Below are 18,504 nucleotides of genomic sequence, written 5' to 3' on the forward strand. Positions count from 1 at the left end.
GCTCCGAAGAGGCCTGTCATGTAGCCCACCAGTGAACTATGCGCCGGTTTGGCGCATTGCCGGCATGGCTCACCGGCCGGCATTGGCTTCAGACTGCACCAAAACGGCACACCAGCGTGGCCCATGGCGAGGCAGCCCCGCACAAATAACGGGCGATTTGACGTAACTCAGTGCCATCCTGCCCCATTTAGCGTCAATTGTAGCCCCCCTGAAACGCTTAAATGCACCAAAATTGACTTCATAACAGGCTGATTAACTTCGCTTTTTCACCCATTGCACTCTATTGGGGCAGATGTTGCGCCAATAAAAGGCATGAGTAAAATCCATAGTTATGTGATTTATTGTCGTAAAAAAACAACACACAAAAATAACGTAGCGCAAATCCTCCCTCAGAACAAAGTTCAAGACAAGCGGGCACAAAACCCCGCACAGCGCGGAATTTAAGCCTGAATAAAACACTTTTTCATTAAAAAAATACTGAAAAGCCCAATTGAAAAGATATTCACGCCAAGTGTTTATTTAATTGACCTCACAAAAAAATACCGATATTTTTGTAATTTAGCCACTAATGGCAACGGACGCTTCAAAGCAGAATGCGCTGATAAAAAAGCAGTCGCTCGGCCACCGAGCTCGAGCAATGGAGGAATGCAATGTCTCTTTATGACCCGACGCTTGAGAAGGACAACTGTGGTTTTGGCCTGATCGCCCACACCGAAGGCGAAACCAGTCACAAGCTTGTTCGTCTCGCTATTTCGGCACTGGATCGCATGCAGCACAGGGGCGGTATCGCCGCCGATGGCAAGACCGGTGACGGTTGTGGCCTGCTGATGCAGAAACCAGACAGTTTCTTTCGCGCCGTGGCGGAAGACAAGGGCTGGAACCTGGGCCGCAAATACGCGGTCGGCATGCTGTTCCTCAACCCCGATGCCGCCGTGGCCGAACAACACCGCCAAATCATCAATGAAGAGCTGGAGCGGGAAACCCTGAGCCTGGTGGGCTGGCGCGAAGTGCCGGTGAACACCGGGGTGCTGGGCGAGATCGCCAAAGCCTCGCTGCCGCGCATCGAGCAGGTGTTTGTCAACGCGCCCACCGGCTGGGCCGAGAAGGACATTGAGCGTCGCCTCTATATTGTGCGCCGGCGCATTGAAAAGCGCATCAGCGACGACTTTTTCTATGTGGTCAGCCTGTCCAACCTGGTGATGACCTACAAGGGTCTGTGCATGCCCGCGGATCTGCCCCGGTTCTACCTGGACCTGGCCGACATTCGCATGCAGTCCGCCATCTGCGTGTTCCACCAGCGCTTTTCCACCAATACCCAGCCGCGCTGGCCATTGGCCCAACCGTTCCGCTTCCTGGCGCACAACGGTGAAATCAACACCATAGGTGGTAACCGCCAGTGGGCCCAGGCCCGCGCCTACAAGTTTGCCTCGCCGCTGCTGCCGGATCTGAAGGAAGCCGCCCCCTATGTGAATACCTCGGGCTCCGACTCCTCCAGCCTCGACAACATGCTGGAGCTGTTCCTGGCCGGCGGCATGGACCTGTTCCGTGCCATGCGCATGCTGATCCCGCCTGCCTGGCAGAAAAACCCGGCCATGGACGAAGATCTGCGCGCCTTTTACGACTTCAATTCCATGCACATGGAGCCCTGGGACGGCCCCGCCGGCATCGTCATGTCCGACGGCCGCTTCGCCGCCTGCGCCCTGGACCGCAATGGGCTGCGCCCGGCCCGCTATGTGCGCACCAAGGACGGCTTTATCACCCTGGCGTCGGAAATCGGCATCTGGGACTACACCCCCGACGAAGTGCTGGAAAAAGGCCGGGTCGGTCCCGGTGAGCTGTTCGTGGTGGACACCGCCAGCGGCAAGATCTGGAACAGCTTTGAAATCGACGACGATCTCAAGGGCCGCCACCCCTACAGGGAGTGGATGAACCAGCACAGACGCAAGCTGGAACGCTTTGAGGATCTGCCCGACGAGCTGGCTGGCCAAAGCGAGCTGGACGAGCAACAACTGCGCACCTACCAGAAGCTGTTCGGCTATTCCATGGAAGAGCTGGACCAGGTCATTCGCGTAATGGGCGAAAACGGCCAGGAAGCGGTCGGCTCCATGGGTGACGACGCCCCCATGGCGGTGCTGTCGAGCCGGGCCCGCTCCGTGTATGACTATTTCCGCCAGATGTTTGCCCAGGTGACCAACCCGCCCATCGATCCGCTGCGGGAAAACCACGTCATGTCTCTGGCCACCCTGATCGGCCGGGAGCAGAACGTGTTCAACGAAACCCACGGTCATGCCCACCGGGTTCAGTTTGAGTCACCCATCCTGCTCTATTCCGACTTTCACCAGCTGATGGGGCTGGATCAGACCCACCACAAGCACTGCGTGCTGGATCTGAACTTTGACCCGGCCGAAGGCCTGAAGGCCGCCCTGGTGCGCCTGTGCGAAGAAGCCACCGCCGCCGTGCGCGACGGCGCCGTGCTGCTGGTGCTGAGCGACCGCGCTATTCGCCAGGACCGGCTGCCTATTCCCGCCGCCATGGCGGTGGGCGCGGTACAGCGCACCCTGGTGGAAAACAACCTGCGCTGCGACTCCAACATTATTGTGGAAACCGCCAGCACCCGCGATCCGCATCAGTTCGCGGTGCTGCTGGGCTTTGGCGCCACCGCCATCTACCCCTACCTGGCCTACGAGACCCTGGCCCGCCAGGTGGCCGACGGCGTGCTGAAAATGCCCCTGCGCGAGGCGCTGCTGAACTTCCGCAACAGCATCAACAAGGGCCTGTACAAGGTGATGTCCAAGATGGGCATCAGCACCATTGCCTCCTACCGTTGCTCCCAGCTGTTTGAAGCCATCGGTCTGCACGACGAAGTGGTGGAGCTGTGCTTCAAGGGCGTGTCCAGCCGCATTCAGGGCGCCGGCTTTGACGACTTCCAGCAGGACCTGTTCAACCTCGCCAAGGTCGCCTGGATTGCCCGCAAGCCCCTCAATCAGGGCGGTCTGCTCAAGTACGTGCACGGCGGCGAATACCACAGCTACAACCCGGATGTGGTCAGCAGCCTGCAAAAGGCAGTGCGCTCCGGCAACTACGAGGACTACAAGGCCTACGCCAGGCTGGTGAACGAGCGTCCGGTGGCCACCCTGCGCGATCTGCTGGGCCTGAAGCCCGCCGGCAACCGCATCGAGCTGAGCCAGGTCGAGCCCGCCACCGAGCTGTTCCCGCGCTTTGACAGCGCCGCCATGTCCATCGGCGCCCTCGGCCCGGAAGCTCACGAGTCCCTGGCCATTGCCATGAACCGCCTCGGTGGCCAGAGCAACTCCGGTGAGGGCGGCGAGGATCCGAGCCGTTTCAACAGCCTGCGCAACTCCAAGATCAAGCAGGTGGCATCCGGCCGCTTTGGCGTGACCCCCCACTACCTGATGAACGCCGAGGTCATTCAGATCAAGGTGGCCCAGGGTGCCAAACCCGGCGAGGGCGGCCAGCTGCCCGGCCACAAGGTGACCGCCGAAATCGCCAAGCTGCGTTACGCGGTGCCGGGCGTGACCCTGATCTCACCGCCGCCACACCACGATATCTACTCCATCGAGGATCTGGCCCAGCTGATCTTTGACATCAAGCAGATCAACCCGGACTGCATGGTGTCGGTGAAACTGGTGTCCGAGCCCGGCGTGGGCACCATCGCCACCGGCGTGGCCAAGGCCTATGCGGATCTGATCACCGTGTCCGGCTACGACGGCGGCACCGGCGCCAGCCCGCTGACCTCGGTCAAGTATGCCGGCTCTCCCTGGGAGCTGGGCCTGGCCGAAACCCAGCAGGCGCTGGTGGCCAACGGCCTGCGCCACAAGGTGCGGCTGCAGGTGGACGGCGGCCTCAAGACCGGCCTCGACATCGTCAAGGCGGCCATTCTCGGCGCCGAGAGCTTTGGCTTTGGCACCGGCCCCATGGTGGCCCTGGGCTGCAAGTACCTGCGCATCTGCCACCTGAACAACTGCGCCACCGGCGTGGCCACCCAGGACGAGAAGCTGCGCAAGGATCACTTCCTCGGCCTGCCGGAAATGGTGGAGAACTATTTCAGGTTCATCGCCGAGGAAACCCGCGAGCTGATGGCGCAACTGGGGGTGACCAAGCTCACCGATCTTATCGGTCGCACCGATCTGCTCGAAGCCCTGCCCGGCCTCACCGCCAAGCAGCAGAAGCTGGACCTGTCCGGCATTCTGGCCAGGCCCGAGCCCAAACCGGGCCTGGGCGTGTTCTGCCAGAGCAGCAACCCCAACTTCGACAAGGGTGTGCTCAACCTGAAAATGACCGAAGAGGCCCTGCCCGCGGTGGAAAGCAAGAGTGGCGGCGACTTCTATTACGCCATTCGCAACACCGACCGCTCCGTGGGCGCCCGTCTGTCCGGTGAAATCGCCAAACGCCACGGCAACCAGGGCATGGCCGCAGACCCGATCCGCATTCACCTGGACGGCACCGCCGGCCAGAGCTTCGGAGTGTGGAACGCCGGCGGCCTGGAAATGATCCTCACCGGCGATGCCAACGACTATGTGGGCAAGGGCATGACCGGCGGCAAGCTGGTGATCAAGTCCCACGTGGGCGTGGCCTTTGCCTCCAAGGACGCCACCCTGGCGGGCAACACCTGCCTGTACGGCGCCACCGGTGGCTACCTGTATGTGGCCGGTCGCGCCGGCGAGCGTTTCGCGGTGCGCAACTCCGGCGCCATTGCGGTGGTGGAAGGCCTGGGCGACAACGGCTGTGAATACATGACCAGCGGCATTGTCACCGTGCTGGGCCGCACCGGGGTGAACTTCGCCGCGGGCATGACCGGTGGTTTCGCCTATGTACTGGACGAAGACGATGATTTCGAGCTCAAGACCAACCCCGAGCTGGTTGAGCTGCTGGGGCTGGACGAGCTGGTGATCCATCAGGAGCACCTGCGCGGCATCATCACCCAACATCTGCAGGAAACCGGCAGCGACCGGGCGCAGGAAATACTGGCTAACTTCGACCGTTACCTGCCCAAGTTCAAGCTGGTCAAACCCAAGTCCAGCGATGTGAAATCCCTGCTGGGCCACCAGAGCCGCTCCACCGCCGAGCTTCGGGTCCACGCGCAGTAAAGGAAGATTGTGATGAGCCAGAACGTATTTCAGTTTATAGACGTACAACGTGTCGATCCGCCCAAGAAGCCCATCGGCACCCGTAAAATCGAGTTCGTGGAAATCTACGAACCCTTTTCAGACAGCCAGGCCCAGATGCAGGCCGACCGCTGCCTGGACTGCGGCAACCCCTACTGCGAATGGAAGTGCCCGGTACACAACTACATTCCCAACTGGCTGAAGCTGGCCAATGAAGGGCGTATCTTCGAGGCGGCGGATCTGTGTCACCAGACCAACAGCCTGCCCGAGGTCTGTGGCCGGGTGTGCCCGCAGGATCGCCTGTGCGAAGGCTCCTGCACCCTGAACGACGAGTTCGGTGCGGTGACCATCGGCAACATCGAGAAGTACATCACCGACAAGGCCTTTGAGATGGGCTGGCGCCCGGACATGTCTCACGTGGTAAAGACCGACAAGAAGGTCGCCATTATCGGTGCCGGCCCCGCCGGCCTGGCCTGTGCCGACATTCTGGCCCGTAACGGCGTCACCCCGGTGGTGTTCGACCGTTACCCGGAAATCGGCGGCCTGCTGACCTTCGGCATTCCCTCGTTCAAGCTGGAAAAGTCGGTGATGAGCCGTCGCCGGGAAGTCTTTGCCGAGATGGGCGTCGAGTTCCGCCTCAACACCGAGGTGGGTAAGGACGTGTCCTTCCAGAGCCTGGTGGACGAGTATGACGCCGTGTTTCTGGCCGTGGGTACCTACAAGTACCTGCGCGGCGGCCTGGCCAACGAAGACGCCGAGGGCGTGTACGACGCCCTGCCCTTCCTGATCTCCAACGCCAACCGGGTGCTGGGTTTCGAGAAACAGGCTGTCGACTACATCGACATGTCCGGCAAGAAAGTGGTGGTACTGGGTGGTGGCGACACCGCCATGGACTGTGTGCGCACCTCCATCCGCCAGGGCGCCGACAACGTCATCTGTGCCTACCGCCGGGACGAAGCCAACATGCCCGGCTCCCGTCGCGAGGTGCAGAATGCCCGGGAAGAAGGGGTGAACTTCATGTTCAATCTGCAGCCCACCGGCATTCGCGTGGACGGCAACGGCAAGGTCACCGGCGTGGAAGTGGTCTCTACCCGCTTGGGCGAGCCCGATGCCAACGGCCGCCGACGCCCCGAGCCGGTGCCCGGCTCCGAGCAGGTACTGGAGGCCGACGCCGTGATCATGGCCTTTGGCTTCCAGCCCCATGAGCAGCCCTGGTTGCAGGAATTCGGCATCGAGGCTGACCAGTGGGGCCGGGTGATCGCCCCCGAGCAGGCCGAGTTCGCCTTCCAGACCAGCAACCCGCGCGTCTTCGCCGGCGGCGACGCGGTGCGCGGCTCCGATCTGGTGGTGACCGCCATCGCCGAAGGGCGCAAGGCCGCCGAAGGCATCATGGACTATATCGGCGTTTAAGCCCGACGGGGTTCATGTGCAAAGGCCGCTCGATGAGCGGCCTTTTTGTTGTGTAATCATCTCCGTTTAACAACAAACGCCTCCCCTTGAATAACCGTCACCTCTGCCAAGGTACGCCACCCTCGCGAAGGCGGGGATCTATGGCATATCGCACTGGACTCCCGGCTTCACCGGGCGACCACATAAAAATGCCCCTGCTGGTGCTTCGCAATCCGATCCCAACAGGCGACTTTCCGCCCTGTGCAATCGGCCTTTGCCCTTGATGGTGTTACACTTGCGTCCATCATTTTTACGGAATCAGTACTATGACTATCGGAATTATCGGGGCCATGGAGCAGGAAGTGGCTGAACTGCGCGCCCTGCTGGAGAACGCCACCACCACTACCGGGGGTGGCTGCGAGTTTTATAAAGGCACCCTAGCCGGCAAGGAGGTGGTGATCACCCGCTCCGGCATTGGCAAGGTCGCCGCCAGCGTGGCCACCACCCTGCTGCTGGAGCGCTTTGCGCCCAACTGCGTGATCAATACCGGCTCCGCCGGCGGCTTTGATCCGGCCCTGCACGTGGGCGATGTGGTGGTGTCCAGCGAGGTGCGCTTTCACGACGTGGACGTGACCGCCTTTGGTTACGAAATGGGCCAGATGGCCCAGCAGCCGCCGGCCTTTACCGCCGATCCGGCACTGGTCGAGCTGGCCCGGGAATGCCTCACCGGCCAAGACGACATTCACTCCGCCGTGGGCCTGATCTGCACCGGCGATCAGTTCATGCACCGGGAAGACCAGCTGAAAAAAGCCGTGACCGATTTTCCGGCCATGAAAGCCTGCGAAATGGAAGCCGGCGCCATCGCCCAGGTATGCCACCAGTTCAAGGTGCCCTTCGTGGTGGTGCGCGCGCTGTCGGACATCGCCGGCAAGGAGCAGGCCGAATCCTTTGAGGCCTTTCTGGAGGTTGCCGCCCGCCATTCCTCGGCCATGGTCAGGGCCATGGTGCAGCGCCTGCCCGGCTAAGCCATGACCCAGTTGCTCGAGCATTCCCTCAGCCTGCTGACCCTGGCGCTGCTGCTCAGCCTGCTGCAACCGGCCGACCGGTTGCCGCCGCTGCTCACCGCCGGCTTCACCCGGCTGGGCCGGCGGCTGAACAAGCCCGGCTATAGGCCGGGTTACCTGAAGGCGGCCGGGGCCGGCCTGTTGTTGGTGATCCTGTGGCCCCTGCTGGCGGCATGGTGGGCGCTGGCGGAGCTGGCCCCCTGGCCCGCGCTGCTGGAGGTGCTGTTGCTGTGGGCCTGTTTTGATGCAGGCCGGCTCAGCCGGCGGCTGCCACAGACCCTCCGGCAAATTCCCGAGCAACGCAACCTGGCCCGGCTGACTCTGGCGCCGCTGTGCCTGCGCCAGACGGATCCGCTCTCCGAGCTGGGGCTGCGCAAGGCGGTAGCGGAAGTGGCGGTGCTGCGGCTGTCCGGCGATTTCGCCCTGGCCTGCTGGTATCTGGCCGGGGGCATCTACGCCGCCCTTGGCTTTGCCCTGCTGCGGCTGGCGGTGCAGGGCTGGCCGGTCAAACTGGCCGACTGGCGCGCCTTTGGCTCCCTGCCATCACGCCTGTACCGGGCCATGGCATGGCTGCCGTTTCATGCTCTGGCGCTGACCCTGCTGATCTACCCGGGCTCGCGCCGGGCCCTGCGCGCCTGGCCCAAGGGCGGTCTGTGGGCCTTTCCCGCCGCCGGCCGTGTGCTGGCGGTGGCCGCCGCCGGCGTGAATGCCGGTCTGGGCGGCCCTCGCCGTTATACTCAGGCCACCGATTACTACCCCAAGCTGGGCGATGGCCATGCCATCGGCTTCGCTCAGACACGCGCCCTGTTGCTGCGACTGGTGCTGGCCGTGCTGTTCTGGCTGTCACTGGCCTGGGCCCTGACTCTGGTGCCGCTGCTCTATGCCTAAGTTGCTGCTCTGCCTGCTATTACTGCCGGCCCTGGCCCGTGCCGAGGCCAGCCGCATCGTCAGCCTGGCCCCCCACATTACCGAGATCCTGTTTGCCATCGGCGCCGGGGAACAGGTGGTGGGCGTGGATGAAGCCAGCGACTATCCCGACGCCGTGGCCGAACTGCCCAAAATTGCCAATTACCGCTCCCTTAACCTGGAGCGCATTCTGGCCCTTGAGCCCGATCTGGTGGTGGCATGGCAGAGCGCCCAGTCGCTGCAGGTGGCGCCGCTGGAACGGCTGGGCATTCGAGTTGAGTATTCCGAGCCCGGACGGCTGGAGGATCTGGGCGACGAGCTGGAGCGTTTTGGCCGGCTCACCGGCCACCAGCAACAGGCTCGGCAAGTGGCCGAGCACTATTCCCGCACCCTCACCGCGCTGCGCAATGATTACCGCAACGCGGCGCCGGTGCGCGTGTTTTACCAGCTCAACGAGGTGCCGCTGATGTCTGCCAGCCGGCACACCTGGATGGGCCAGGCGGTCACCCTGTGCGGCGGCGTCAGCATTACCGCCGACAGCCCTACCCCCTATCCGCAGATCGATGCGGAATTCGTACTGGCCCAAAACCCTGAGGTGATACTGGCAGAAAACCCGCAAGCCATGGCGCGCTGGCGGGCCTGGCCCGCCCTCACCGCGGTCAGCCGCAATCAGCTGTTCACCATAGACGTGGACACCTTGCACCGCTTTACGCCGCGCACGCCGGGCGGCATTGCCGCCCTGTGCCGGCAGCTGGATCTGGCCCGTGAACATAGACTCAAGGTCAATTGAGTTCCGTGGGCCGCCTCTATACAATGACGGCCCTTTTTCTTGAGGTAAAAACAAGTGCTGCCGCTGGTTGATTCGGTGTTTTACTGGAGCGATTTGTTCGGCACCGCCGTGTTCGCCTTTTCGGGCGTGCTGGTGGCGGGCCGTTTGCGCATGGATGGCTTTGGGGTAATCGTGCTGGCGGCGGTCACCGCCATTGGCGGCGGTACCATACGGGATCTGATCATCGGTGCCGAACGGGTGTTCTGGGTGACGAATAGCGTTTACCTCTGGGTGATCCTGGGCACCGCCCTGCTGGGCCTGTATGTGGTGCGCCTGCCGCGCCGCCTGCCCTGGTACATACTGCCCCTGGCCGATGCCTTCGGGCTGGCGCTGTTTACCGTGATCGGCGCCGACAAGGCCCTGAGCCACGGCACCTCGGGCATGGTGGCGGTGGTCATGGGCGTGATCACCGGGGTGGCCGGCGGCATGATTCGGGACGTGCTGGCGCGGGAGGTGCCCATGGTGCTGCAGCGGGAAATCTATGCCACCGCCTGCATTCTGGGCGGTATTCTCTATACCGGCTCCCTGGCTCTGGGGCTGCCGGCCCTGCTGGCCACCGGCCTCGGCATGCTGGGCACTTTTGTGCTGCGGGTCGCCGCCATTCGCTGGCACCTGTCGTTGCCCGCCTTCTCGCTGACGCGGTAAGGCGCTGGCAGCATAGGTGTGGCGGAAGCGGGGAATTGCCGGAGCCGACCGTCACATGCCATGGACGGCATGTGCCGAGCATCCCATGGATGGGTTCGAAGCGTGTCGGCGCAGGTAATCTCCGCTGATGCCTCTGACTCCGGCACAGCAAACAAAAAGGGCAGCTCTTGCGAGCTGCCCTTTTTTCACGTTACGCGTCAGGCTCAGGCCACGGTAACCTTGGCGAACTTGCGCTTGCCTACCTGATATACCGCCTGACCAGGCTGCACCTGCAGCTTGCCGTCTTCCAGCTTGTCGCCATTCACCTTGACCGCACCCTGCTTGATCATGCGCAGGGCTTCCGAAGTGGAGGCCACCAAACCGGCGTCTTTCAGCAGGTTGGCAATGCCAATGCCCTCGGCACCGGCAGTCAGGGTCACTTCCGGCAGGTCGTCGGGAATGGCGTTTTTCTGAAACCGCTGCACAAAGTCCTGATGGGCCTGCTCGGCGGCCGCTTCGCTGTGATAGCGGGTGATAATTTCCTTCGCCAGCAGGATCTTGGTGTCGCGCGGGTTGGCGCCATCGGCCACCTGCTGCTTCAGTGCCGCCAGTTCATCCAGACTGCGGCGCGACAGCAGCTCGAAGTAGCGCCACATCAGCTCGTCGGACAGCGACATGATCTTGCCAAACATCTCGTTCGGCGCTTCATCCACACCGATGTAGTTGCCGGCAGACTTGGACATTTTCTTGATACCGTCCAGGCCTTCCAGCAGCGGCATGGTCAGCACCACCTGGGGCGACATGCCGGCGTCCTTCTGCAGCTCACGGCCCATCAGCAGGTTGAACTTCTGATCGGTGCCACCCAGCTCCACGTCGGCCTTCAGCGCCACCGAATCGTAACCCTGCAACAGCGGATACATGAACTCGTGAATGGCGATGGACTGGCCGGCGGCGTAACGCTTTTTAAAGTCGTCCCGCTCCAGCATGCGCGCCACGGTCAGCTTGGACGCCAGCCGGATCATGCCGGTGGCACCCAGCTCGCCCAGCCAGCTGGAGTTATACACGATCTGGGTTTTGGCCGGGTCCAGCACCTTGAATGCCTGCTCGGCGTAGGTTTTGGCATTCTCGGCTACCTGTTCGGGAGTGAGCGGCGGACGGGTGCTGTTCTTGCCGGACGGATCGCCCACCTGGGCGGTAAAGTCACCGATGAGCAGCAACACTTCATGGCCCAGATCCTGGAACTGGCGCAGCTTGTTGAGGATCACGGTATGACCCAGATGAATATCGGGGGCGGTGGGATCCATGCCCAGTTTCACCCGCAGCGGGCGACCTTCCTTCAGCTTGGCAATCAGCTCTTCTTCAACCAGTATCTCTTCGGCACCGCGCTTGATTTCCGCCAGCGCCGCTTCCAGCTGGGACATGACAACTTCACTCCTGTTCGGCAGGCCTGAATGGATTCTCCCTTGATTCGGGCCGGGGCACCCAAGGAAGGTCAGGCAAGGTAATTAAGAAACACATCATACTACTGGAATGGCGAATAAATTGGAAAGGCTGTAAAATTTTGCCAGTTTTCAGGGAAGAGCCAAACATGCCCGTAATCCGACTGTTCAGACGACTGCCCCGCGGCCACCGTATTGCCATCTCCGCCCTGAGTGCGGGCATGGTGTTGCTGGCGCTGCTGCCCAGCGAAACGGCCCTGGCCAGCCGCAGCCTCGCTCCCGAGCAGGAACAGCAGGCCAGCCCCGCACGCAAACGTGCGCTTGAGCTGGAACTGGAAAACATTCCCTTTCGCGACCAGCGCCGCCATGCCCGGGAGCAGGTGGTGCAGGTCCGCTCCGGTGATACCCTGTCACTGATTTTTGCCCGCCTGAAACTGCCTCCGGCGCTGTTGCACGACATCAGCCTGCTTAAACAGGCCGCTCCCCTGCAGACCCTGCACCCGGGCGACAAGCTCACCTTTCGTTTCGACAAGGACGATGGCTTTGCCGGCCTGCTGTATCCGCTGGACGCCGCCCGCACCCTGGAAATCAGTCAGGATCCCCAGGGCCTGAACAGCCGCGTTCACAGCGCCAGCCTGGAAAACCGCAACAAATTTGCCCAGGGCAAGGTCGATTCCAGCTTCTGGAATGCCGGCGTGACCGCCGGGCTCAGCGCCGGTCAGATCATGAGCCTGGCGGCCATGTTCGCCTGGGATCTGGACTTTGCCCTCGATATTCGCGCCGGCGACTACTTTACCGTGCTGTTTGAAGAGCAGTACAAGGACGGCCTGCGGGTGGGCACCGGCGATATTCTGGCCGCCGAGTTCGTCAACCAGGGCAAGGTGTATCAGGCGGTGCGTCACGAGGATGGCAACTACTATTCACCGGACGGCCGGGCCATGCGCAAGAGCTTTTTGCGCGCACCGGTAAACTTCAGCCATATCAGTTCCAACTTCAACCCACGCCGGCTGCACCCGGTCACCGGCCAGGTGCGGCCACACCGGGGCATCGACTATGCCGCCCGCACCGGCACCCCCGTGGTGGCGTCCGGCAGCGGCGTGGTCACCGAGTCGGGCTACAACCGCTTTAACGGCAACTATGTGTTTATCCGCCACGACAGCACCTATGTCACCAAGTATCTGCACCTGGACAAGCGCATGGTGAAAAAGGGACAAAGGGTAAAACAGGAGCAGCAAATCGGCACCCTGGGCGCCACCGGCCGCGTGACCGGACCGCACCTGCATTACGAATTTCTGGTGAATGGCGTGCACCAGGATCCCAAGACCGTCAAGCTGCCCCAGGCCGCCAGGCTGCCCGCCGCCGAGCTGGCCCGCTTTCAGCCCAGGGCCAGGCAACTGCTGGCTCAGCTGACCCGGGTTGGTGAAGTGATGCTGGCAAAAAACTAGAAAATAACAGGGCCCGCAGCATGCGGGCCCTGTTTTATGCTGCGGACACAAAATCCGGCAGGCTGGCCAATCGTTCGCGCCAGCGGACGGCTTCGGCCTCGGCGTGTTCATAGGGCTTGGCATCAAACCGCCCCCAGACCGGGCCGGGCCAGGCATCGTCCGTGGTAAAACGGGCGATATGATGCAGGTGCAACTGAGGCACCAGGTTGCCGAGTGCCGCCACGTTGAGCTTGTCCGGCGACAGCGTGTCTTCCATCAGCCGGCCCAGGGCGCAAGACTCGCGCATCAGCTGTTGCTGGTCGGTCTCACTCAAATGGTGAATTTCACGAATATCGGCACGCCGGGGCACCAGGATCAGCCAGGGGTAGCGGCCGTCTTTGGCCAGCAGCACCCGGCTAAGCGGCAGTTCGCCCAGCACCACGCAGTCGGCGGTCAGCCGCGGGTGCAGCGTAAAGACGCTCATGACTCCTTGCCGAAATGCCGACGCAGGTAGGCGGCAATATCCGCCGACTCGTACAGCCAGAAATAGTCGCCGTTGTCCTGCTCAATGCGCAGGCAGGGCACCATGCGCTGGCCGCCCCCGGCCATCAGCGCCTGCAGGTGTTCGGGATCATTGGTGTCATACTCGGCCAGCTCCAGGCCCAGCTCGCGCACCACCGCCTTGACCCGCTGGCAATAGGGGCACCACTCTTTCTGATACAGCGCCAGCCGCTCGGGGCTGTTCACCGCCGGTGCCGCCTCGGCGGCCGGGCTGGCACCGCCGCCAAACCAGTCAAACAGGGACATATGTGCCTCAGATGCTGAAGGAAGAGCCACAGCCGCAGGTGCTGGTGGCGTTGGGGTTGGTCACCAGAAAGCGCGAGCCCTCCAGGCCTTCCACATAGTCGACGGTGCCGCCCACCAGATATTGCAGGCTCATGGCATCCACCACCATGACGATGCCGTTCTTTTCGATCACGGTGTCGCCGTCGTTGCTGCTTTCATCAAAGGTAAAGCCGTACTGAAAACCGGAGCAGCCGCCGCCGGTGATGTATACCCGCAGCTTGAGATTGGGGTTTTCCTCTTCGGCGATCAGGGCCTTGACCTTGTTGGCTGCCGCATCGCTCATCTGTATCGGCAGGGGGACTGCTTCGCTCATCACTACCTCTTTAATATCGGTGTCGGCGAAATTATCCAATACCCGACCAATCAGTTCAAGTATTGTGCGACTCAGGCCCGATTCTCGGCCTGTGGAGATTTTGTTATAGTCGGCTCACACCGGCCGCCCAGCCTGCGGCCATCTCGACCCTGAACACCAAGGATTATGTGCATGTCCAAGTCTGACGAACTCTTTAACCAGGCCCGCCGCTTTATTCCCGGCGGCGTCAACTCGCCGGTTCGCGCCTTCAGCGGCGTGGGCGGCACCCCCCGCTTTATCGAGCGCGCCGACGGCGCCCGCATGTATGACGTGGACGGCAACAGCTACATCGATTACGTCGGCTCCTGGGGCCCGATGATCCTGGGCCACAACGCCGCCGTGGTGAAGGATGCCGTGATTGAGGCCGTGTCCCGCGGTCTGAGCTTTGGCGCCCCCACCGGCGTGGAAGTGACCATGGCCGAGAAAGTGTCCGAGCTGGTGCCCTCCATGGAGCAGGTGCGCATGGTCAACTCCGGCACCGAGGCCACCATGAGCGCCATTCGCCTGGCCCGGGGCTTTACCGGCCGCGACAAGATCCTGAAGTTCGAGGGCTGCTACCACGGCCACGCCGACTGCCTGCTGGTCAAGGCCGGCTCCGGCGCCCTGACCCTGGGTCAGCCCAACTCACCGGGCGTACCCGCCGACTTCGCCAAGCACACCCTGACCTGCACCTTTAACGACCTGGACTCGGTAAGGGCCGCCTTTGAGGCCGCCCCGGCAGATATCGCCTGTATCATCGTGGAGCCGGTGGCCGGCAACATGAACTGCATTCCTCCCGCCCCCGGTTTCCTCGAAGGCCTGCGCAGCATTTGTGACGAGTTCGGTGCCCTGCTGATTTTCGACGAAGTGATGTGCGGTTTCCGCGCCTCTCTGGGCGGCGCGCAGCAGCGCTTTGGCGTGAAGCCCGATCTGACCACTCTGGGCAAGATCATCGGTGGCGGCATGCCGGTGGGCGCCTTTGGCGGCCGTCGTGAGGTGATGGAGCATCTGGCCCCCACCGGTCCCGTGTATCAGGCCGGCACCCTGTCCGGCAACCCGGTGGCCATGGCCGCGGGTCTGGCCACCCTCAACGCCATCAGCCAGCCCGGCGTGTATGAGGCTCTGGAGCAGAAAACCCAGGCGCTGGTCGACGGCCTGCAGGCCGCCGCCGACAGGCACGGCATTGCCTTTACCACCAACCGGGTGGGCGCCATGTTTGGTTTCTTCTTTACCGAGGAGAACAACATCAGCTGCTACGAGCAGGTCACCCGCTGCGATCTGGACGCCTTCAGGCGCTTCTTCCACCTGATGCTGGACCAGGGCGTGTACCTGGCGCCCAGCGCCTTTGAAGCCGGCTTTATGTCCCTGGCCCACGGTGAGCAGGAAATTGCAGATACCCTGGCCGCCGCCGACAAGGCTTTTGCTGCGCTCAAGGGCTAAAGATTAGCCCCAGAGCCACCTGCACAACGAAGCAGTGGCAGGGTTACCTCCACCGACACGCTGCAAGTACATCCTTGTAGCGCTCGGCAAATGCCATCCCTGGCATTTGACGGTCGGTTACGGTAATCCCTGCCACTGCTTCGCTCAATCTGGTTCTAGTGCCTGTAGGCTCTGAAACTTCAGATATTCTCCATGCCTACGCCGGCCGCTGTATCTCCACCAGCGGCGCTTCCAGCAACTCCACGCTGTTTCCGTCCGGATCCATGATAAATACGTAACGTTCACAGGTCTGTCCGGGCACCGGTGACGGCTTGTCCGCCAGCAGTCCAGCCCCGTGCAGACTGCTCAGGGCATCGTCCAGATCCTCCACCTGCAACGCGAAATGCCGCAGCCCCAGCCGGTGTCCCTGGGCCCAGGGCGGCAGCGCCGCCAGCTCGGGCTCGTCCACCGGACGAAAACAATACAATTCCAGTCGCGCCTGCCCGAGGCGCAGATGACAGATCTGGAGCTCCCCCTGCTCATCCTGCCAGCGATAATCGGGCTCAAAACCGAGCCCCTTGTAAAACCCTTCGGCCGCATCCAGGTTTCGCACGTTCAGGGTTACATGATGAAAAGCAAACATGGTGCTCACCTCCGTCTGTTCTATTCAGCATATACGGAGACGGCGGCTTTCACCTGCCGGGGTGAAACGTGAGGAACTCGAGAAGGGAACCAGAAGCGTGCGGGGTGAGGACCATGCCCCACCCCACCATGACTCAGCGGGCGAAGTCGAAGATATCCCGCAACCAGCCGCCCACCTGCTCGCCGGAAGGCAGCTCGGGCAACGACGGCCGGCAGCCGCGGATCGGCGGCAGGCCACCGGTGCGGGCCGGCAGCAGCCGGGTCGGCTCACAGCGGGGATCGGCGGGCTGACCGTCGCTGAGGGCAAAGTTCACCTGATCGATGCCCGGCGGCGGAGTCAGCTCCAGGGAGTCCACACCCCGGCCGTCCAGATAGCGGCTGTATACCCGCAACGCGCCGCTGGCCCCGGTCAGGCCGGTGACGCCGTTGTCGTCCCGGCCCACCCAGGTAGTCACCAGCTCCTCGTTGTCGAGGCCGGCAAACCAGGCATCGCGCAGATCGTTGGTGGTGCCGGTCTTGCCCGCCATCACCCGGTTGGGAAAGCGCGCCGCCAGATGGGCGGCGGTGCCCCCGGCCACGGTGCGGGTCATGGCATAGAGCCCCAGATAACCGGCCTCCGGCTCCAGCACCTGCCTGGCCCGGGCACTGTGCTGATAAATCAGCTCGCCGTCTTCGTCCTGCACCGCGCGAATCGCGGTCAGCGGTTGATACAGGCCCTGATTGGCCAGGGTCAGGAACAACTGATTCACCTCAAAGGGGGTCAGCTCCAGGGTGCCCAGCAACATGGACGGATAGGGCGGAATCGGCTGCTCCACACCCAGGCGCCGCAGCCCGTCCACCACCTTGTCCAGCCCGATCGCCATGCCCAGATTGACCGTGGGCACGTTGAGGGACTTGGCTAGGGCATCCACCAACAGCACATTGCCGCGATACTGGCGATCGTAGTTCTTGGGCCGCCATACCTGACCGCCTTCGCTGCGCAGGGTCACCGGCTCGTCCTTCAGGGTGCTAGCCAGGGTAAAGCCGCTTTCCAGCCCCAGGGCATAAACCGGCGGCTTGATCAACGAACCGATGGGGCGGCGCGCCGACAGCGCCCGGTTAAAGCCGGCAAAGGCCGGATCGGCCCCGCCCACCACGGCGCTGACCTCGCCCTTGCGCCAGTTGGACACCACCATGGCGGCCTCCAGATCATTGCGCTTGGTGTTGGCGCGCAGCTGCTTGATCTGCTCGGCCACCGCCTGCTCGGCGGTGTGCTGGGCGATGGGATCCAGGCTGGTGAAAATGCGCAGCCCGTTCTGATTGAGAAACTCGGGACCAAAGCGGCCCTGCAGCTCATTTCTGAGCAGGCCCATAAAGGCCGGGGTGCGGCCATAGCCCATCCGGCCCCGCTCAATCAGTCCCAGATCCCGACTGCTGGCCCGCTCATAGGTCTGCCGGTCAATGTGGCCCTCGTTGGCCAGCAAACGCAGCACCAGATCCCGCCGCTCCCGGGCCCGTTCGGCATTGCGCCAGGGGTCATAGAAGGACGGGCCCTTGACCAGCGCCACCAGCAGCGCCATTTGATCCGGGTTCAGTTCATTGATGGGCAGGCCGAAATAGAAATAACTGGCCAGGCCAAAACCGTGGACACCCTTGGCGCCGTTCTGGCCCAGATAGACCTCGTTGAGGTAGGCCTCGAGGATCTCGTCCTTGTCGTAACGAAAGTCGATGATCAGCGCCATGTAGGCTTCCTGCACCTTGCGCCACAGGCTGCGATCCTGAGTGAGGAAAAAGTTCTTGGCCAGCTGCTGGGTCAGGGTACTGCCGCCCTGCACCGTGCGCCCGGCCTTGATGTTCACCACCAGGGCGCGCAGTATCGCCAGCGGCGACACGCCGTCGTGCTGATAGAAGTCTCTGTCTTCCACCGTGATCAGCGCCTGCACCAGCAGCTCGGGCACCTGATCCAGGCGCACCAGCAGCCGGTCTTCCCGCTCGTCGACGTTAAGCCGGTCCAGCAGCACCGGATCCATGCGCGCATAACCCAGCTCCCGGCCGTTGTCCGGGTTCTGCATGCGGCTCAGGCGCTGGCCGTCAAAGCTCAGCAACAGGGTACGCGCCTGCTCGGCACCGTCGGCAAAGTTGAACGGCCGGCGATGGATCTCGATGCGGTTATTGCTGACCGCGTACTCGCCGGGGCGCGAGGGGCTGGCCACCTTGCGGTAGTTGAGCAATTGCAGCTCCCGCAGCATCTGCGCATGAGACAGCTTCTGCCCCGGAAACAGCTCCAGCGGCCGGCTGTAGACCAGCGCAGGCAACGCCCATTTCTGCCCTTCAAAGCGGGCGCGCACCTGGCTGTCGAGGTAGATGCCGAAAATGCCCATCAGCACGGCGCCCACCAGGGCCAGCTTGAGCATCAGCCCCCAGCCGAACCGGCGCTGTCTCTTGACCGGCTTTTTACGGGTCTTGCGGGTTGTCTTTTTTGCCAT

At 62.7% G+C, this 18,504-nt stretch carries 14 protein-coding genes; 8 read left to right on the forward strand and 6 right to left on the reverse strand.

What is annotated here, in order from left to right; all coding sequences use genetic code 11:
- The first annotated feature begins 650 nt into the window (after nucleotides 1–650).
- The 6 genes from gltB to PU634_RS14130 all read left to right on the forward strand — a co-directional run bounded on the left by gltB (nucleotide 651) and on the right by PU634_RS14130 (nucleotide 9,959).
- Nucleotides 651–5,108, forward strand: coding sequence for a glutamate synthase large subunit (gltB, locus tag PU634_RS14105; RefSeq protein ID WP_306761410.1), 4,458 nt, complete (start codon nucleotides 651–653; stop codon nucleotides 5,106–5,108).
- Nucleotides 5,109–5,120: 12 nt separating this feature from the next.
- Entirely contained in the window at nucleotides 5,121–6,536 is a 1,416-nt protein-coding gene (locus tag PU634_RS14110; protein ID WP_306761411.1) for a glutamate synthase small subunit GltD family protein, read from the forward strand.
- A 305-nt stretch (nucleotides 6,537–6,841) separates the two neighbouring features.
- A complete protein-coding gene (mtnN, locus tag PU634_RS14115; RefSeq protein WP_306761412.1) occupies nucleotides 6,842–7,540 on the forward strand; it encodes a 5'-methylthioadenosine/S-adenosylhomocysteine nucleosidase in 699 nt (232 codons plus the stop codon).
- A 3-nt stretch (nucleotides 7,541–7,543) separates the two neighbouring features.
- On the forward strand, nucleotides 7,544–8,467 hold the full coding sequence (locus PU634_RS14120; protein ID WP_306761413.1) for a cobalamin biosynthesis protein: 924 nt from the start codon (nucleotides 7,544–7,546) through the stop codon (nucleotides 8,465–8,467).
- Nucleotides 8,460–9,275 (forward strand): cobalamin-binding protein, encoded by an 816-nt coding sequence (locus tag PU634_RS14125; protein WP_306761414.1) that lies wholly within the window; start codon nucleotides 8,460–8,462, stop codon nucleotides 9,273–9,275. The genes PU634_RS14120 and PU634_RS14125 overlap by 8 nt, the downstream gene beginning before the upstream one ends.
- A 54-nt stretch (nucleotides 9,276–9,329) precedes the next feature.
- Nucleotides 9,330–9,959 (forward strand): trimeric intracellular cation channel family protein, encoded by a 630-nt coding sequence (locus PU634_RS14130; RefSeq protein WP_306761415.1) that lies wholly within the window; start codon nucleotides 9,330–9,332, stop codon nucleotides 9,957–9,959.
- Between the two features lie 203 nt (nucleotides 9,960–10,162).
- On the opposite strand, the gene tyrS is transcribed toward PU634_RS14130, so the two are convergent.
- Complete coding sequence (tyrS, locus tag PU634_RS14135) at nucleotides 10,163–11,359, reverse strand: tyrosine--tRNA ligase (RefSeq protein WP_306761416.1); 1,197 nt, start codon at nucleotides 11,357–11,359, stop codon at nucleotides 10,163–10,165.
- 167 nt (nucleotides 11,360–11,526) lie between these two features.
- On the opposite strand from tyrS, the gene PU634_RS14140 reads away from it, so the two are divergent.
- Nucleotides 11,527–12,822 (forward strand): peptidoglycan DD-metalloendopeptidase family protein, encoded by a 1,296-nt coding sequence (locus PU634_RS14140; protein WP_306761417.1) that lies wholly within the window; start codon nucleotides 11,527–11,529, stop codon nucleotides 12,820–12,822.
- 34 nt (nucleotides 12,823–12,856) lie between these two features.
- Here the strand turns inward: PU634_RS14140 and PU634_RS14145 are convergent, their stop codons facing one another.
- From PU634_RS14145 to erpA, 3 genes are read right to left on the reverse strand one after another with little or no spacing between them, the layout of a single operon-like run.
- Nucleotides 12,857–13,285, reverse strand: a complete 429-nt coding sequence (locus PU634_RS14145; RefSeq protein ID WP_306761418.1) for an HIT domain-containing protein — start codon at nucleotides 13,283–13,285, stop codon at nucleotides 12,857–12,859.
- Complete coding sequence (locus PU634_RS14150) at nucleotides 13,282–13,608, reverse strand: glutaredoxin family protein (RefSeq protein ID WP_306761419.1); 327 nt, start codon at nucleotides 13,606–13,608, stop codon at nucleotides 13,282–13,284. The genes PU634_RS14145 and PU634_RS14150 overlap by 4 nt, the downstream gene beginning before the upstream one ends.
- A 7-nt stretch (nucleotides 13,609–13,615) precedes the next feature.
- Complete coding sequence (gene erpA, locus PU634_RS14155; protein WP_094202075.1) at nucleotides 13,616–13,960, reverse strand: iron-sulfur cluster insertion protein ErpA; 345 nt, start codon at nucleotides 13,958–13,960, stop codon at nucleotides 13,616–13,618.
- Nucleotides 13,961–14,131: 171 nt separating this feature from the next.
- Between erpA and hemL the strand changes: the two genes are divergently transcribed.
- Nucleotides 14,132–15,418: a glutamate-1-semialdehyde 2,1-aminomutase gene (gene hemL, locus PU634_RS14160; RefSeq protein ID WP_306761420.1), complete on the forward strand. Its 1,287-nt coding sequence runs from the start codon at nucleotides 14,132–14,134 to the stop codon at nucleotides 15,416–15,418.
- Between the two features lie 196 nt (nucleotides 15,419–15,614).
- On the opposite strand, the gene PU634_RS14165 is transcribed toward hemL, so the two are convergent.
- Entirely contained in the window at nucleotides 15,615–16,040 is a 426-nt protein-coding gene (locus PU634_RS14165; RefSeq protein ID WP_306761421.1) for a VOC family protein, read from the reverse strand.
- Between the two features lie 133 nt (nucleotides 16,041–16,173).
- Nucleotides 16,174–18,504 carry a penicillin-binding protein 1B gene (gene mrcB / locus PU634_RS14170; RefSeq protein ID WP_306761422.1) on the reverse strand — a complete coding sequence of 777 codons (2,331 nt, stop codon included), beginning with the start codon at nucleotides 18,502–18,504 and terminating at the stop codon, nucleotides 16,174–16,176.

Source organism: Oceanimonas pelagia (genome assembly GCF_030849025.1).
Classification (GTDB): domain Bacteria; phylum Pseudomonadota; class Gammaproteobacteria; order Enterobacterales; family Aeromonadaceae; genus Oceanimonas; species Oceanimonas pelagia.